1 protein-coding gene is annotated in these 3,338 nt (G+C 72.3%); it reads left to right on the top strand.

Going from position 1 to position 3,338, the window contains the following annotated elements; translation table 11 throughout:
- Window positions 1-3,266, top strand: a 3,266-nt coding sequence (locus G3N94_RS40475; protein WP_205799781.1) for a UvrD-helicase domain-containing protein, incomplete at its 5' end; no start/stop codon positions are given.
- Between the last annotated feature and the right edge of the window lie 72 nt (window positions 3,267-3,338).

The following is a 3,338-nucleotide window of genomic DNA, read 5'->3' on the forward strand; positions in this document are numbered from 1 at the left end:
GGGTGTTCGAACTCGCCGCGGAGTTCTGGCGCACGCGCGTCGGGCCGATGGCCGCGCGCTGGCCGGGCTGCGCCGCGTGGCTCGTCGAATCGGGCGCCGGGCCAGCCGCGCTCGACGCGCAGCTCGCGCGCCGGCTGAAGAAGCCGCTCGCCGCGCTGCGCTGGGACGGCGTCACGGAGCCTGACGCATCGGCGGAAGCGGCGGCGGCCGAATGTTTTGCGGAGGCGGCCCGGATCTGGTCCGCCGAGCGCGACGCGATCGACGCGCTGCTGCGCGCCGCGCAGCCCGCGCTCAACCAGCGCTCGCACAAGCCGGAAGCGGTTGCCGACGCGCTTGCCGCGTGGGCTGCGCATTTCGCGCAGTCCGAGGCAAGCACCGCGTTGCCGAAAGCCGCACTGAAGCTGACGCGCACGGCACTCGTGAAGGCGACGAAGAAAGGCGGCGCGACACCCGAGCACCCGTTCTTCGACGTCGCCGACGCGCTCGACGCGGCGGTGGCTGCCGCCGAGGCCGCGCAGCGCGCGCGCTGGCTCGCGCTGATCGCCGCATGGCTCGAGGACGCGCCGCGCGAGCTGGCCGAGCGCAAGCGCACGCGGCGCGTCGTGTCGTTCGACGACCTGCTCGCGAACCTGCACGACGCATTGCACGCGCACCCGTGGCTCGCCGACACGCTGCGCGCGCGCTATCCGGCCGCGCTGATCGACGAGTTCCAGGACACCGATCCGCTGCAGTTCGCGATCTTCGACCGGATCTTCGCGCCCGGCGGGCCGCTGTTCCTCGTCGGCGATCCGAAGCAGGCGATCTACAGTTTCCGTGCGGCCGATCTGCATACGTATCTGGCGGCGCGCGCGCGGGCGAGCGCGTGCTACACGCTCGCGGTCAACCAGCGGTCGACGCCGGCGATCGTCGACGCATGCAACCGGTTCTTCCTGTCGAACCCGCGCGCGTTCGTGCTCGACGGGCTCGACTATTACCCGGTGCGCGCGGGCACGCGCGTGCGCGCGCCGCTCGCCGACGAGACCGACACGGGCCAGCCGGGCCAGCAGGGCGACTTCCGGATCTGGACGCTGCCGGGCGGCGACGACACGCGGCTCAAGCGCGATGCGCAAGCGCAGGCCGCGCAGGCGTGTGCGGCCGAGATCGCGCGCTTGATGCGCGGCGCGCGCGACGGCCGCGTCCGGCTTGGCGACACGCCGCTGTCGCCGGGCGATATCGCGGTGCTCGTGCAGACGCACCGGCAAGGTAGCCTCGTGAAGCGCGTGCTGGCGACGTGGGGCATCGGCAGTGTCGAGCTCGCGCAGGCATCGGTGTTCTCGACCGGCGATGCCGAGCAACTCGAACGCGTGCTCGCGGCGATCGATGCGCCGGGCGATTTGCGGCGCCTGCGTGCGGCGCTCGCGTCCGACTGGTTCGGCCTCGACGCGGGCGCGCTGTGGCGGATGGAGCAGGGGGACGGAGACGGCGGCGGAGGAGGCGACCACGGCGGCGATACGCGCGGCGCGGCAGCGGATGCTGCGACGGACGGCGCCGACGCGATGAGCTGGGTCGAGCGTTTTTCGCGCTATCGGCTGCTGTGGCGCGAGCGCGGCTTCGCGGTGATGTGGCGCACGTTCACGCGCGAACTGCGGATCGCCGAGCGGCTGATGGCAGGTGCCGACGGCGAGCGCCGCGTGACGGACGTGAATCACCTCGCCGAGTTGACGCAGGCGCGCGCGTCCGCGCAGCCGGGCATCGCGCCGACGCTGCGCTGGCTCGCCGCGCAGCGGCTCGACGGTGGCGGCGAGGAAGCGCAGCTGCGCCTCGAGTCGGATCGCAACCTCGTGCAGATCGTGACCGTGCACAAATCGAAGGGCCTCGAATACGCGATCGTGTTCTGCCCGTTCCTGAACGACGGCGGGCTGCGCGAGCCACCAGCGTCCGGCCTTCCGGACGCGCGCGAGTATCACGACGACGCGGGCGACGCGGTGCTGCACTACGGTTGCGACGACGAGGCCGCCGAGCATGCGGCGCGGCAGGTGATGCGCGAGCAGGCGGCGGAGCGCGCGCGGCTCGTCTACGTCGCGCTCACGCGTGCGGTCTACCGGTGCTATCTCGTCGCGGGGCCGTACGTGTCGTCCCGCTCGACGCGCGAGGCGCGGCGCAGCGTGCTCAACTGGCTCGTGGCCGGCGCCGGCCACGCATTCGACGCGTGGCTCGACGAGCCGCCGGACGAGGCCGCGCTCGACCACGCGTGGCGTGCGCTCGCGGGCGGTTCGGTCAGCGTCGGACCGTTGCCGGTGCCGACCCATCGCGAGCGGCTTGCCGCCGGACACGATGCGACGCAGACGCTCGCTGCGCGTCGCGCGTCGCGCGTGCTGCGCGATGCGTGGCGGATGGCGAGCTTCAGTTCGCTGACTGCGACGATGGCGCGCGAGGAGGCCGGCGTCGCGGCCGTGCCCGATGAAGAGCTGCGGCCCGACCACGATGCGCTCGCCGCGTTCGCGCCCGATGGCGACGCCGTCGACGCGTGGCAGGCGGTGGTGCCGCCCGACGACGACATCCTCGTGTTTCCGCGCGGCGCGGCGGCCGGCGAGTGCCTGCACCGCCTGTTCGAGCTGAGCGACTTCACCGATCCGGCGTCGTGGCATGCGGCGGCGCAAGGCGCGCTGCACGACCGGCCGGTCGAGGCCGAGCCCGAACTCGGCGAGCGGCTGCCGGCGATGATGGCGCGGCTCGTCGACGACGTCGTGCGCACCGAACTCGTGCCGGGCATGCGCCTGGCCGATCTCGATCCGGCGAAGCGGCTCGACGAAATGGGCTTCCTGTTTCCCGCGCCGTCGCTAGACCTGATCGCGCTGCGGCGGCTGCTCGTCGCGCACGGTTATCCGGACGTCGCGCTGGACACAAGCGTGCTCGCCGGTTTCATCAAGGGCTTCATCGACATGATCGTCGAACATGACGGCCGGTTCTGGATCGTCGACTGGAAATCGAACCATCTCGGCAATACGCCGGATGCGTACGGCCCGCGCGCGCTCGACGCGGCAATGGCCGATCACGCTTACCACCTGCAGGCGCTGCTCTATACGGTCGCGCTGCATCGCTACCTGCGCGGCCGCATGCGCGACTACGACTACGACACGCACATCGCGGGCTATCTGTACCTGTTCGTGCGCGGCGTGCGGCCGGCGTGGCGCAGCGATGGCGCGCCTGCCGGCGTGCATGCGCGGCGGCCCGCGCGCGAACTCGTCGACGCGCTCGACCGGATGATGGAAGGAGGCCGCGCATGAGCACGCCCGACGATACGCTCGCGTTCACCGGCGGCCTCGTCGCACGCCTGCCCGAACCGGCGGATTTCGGTA

Source organism: Burkholderia sp. Ac-20353 (assembly GCF_017104785.1).
Classification (GTDB): Bacteria; Pseudomonadota; Gammaproteobacteria; order Burkholderiales; family Burkholderiaceae; genus Burkholderia.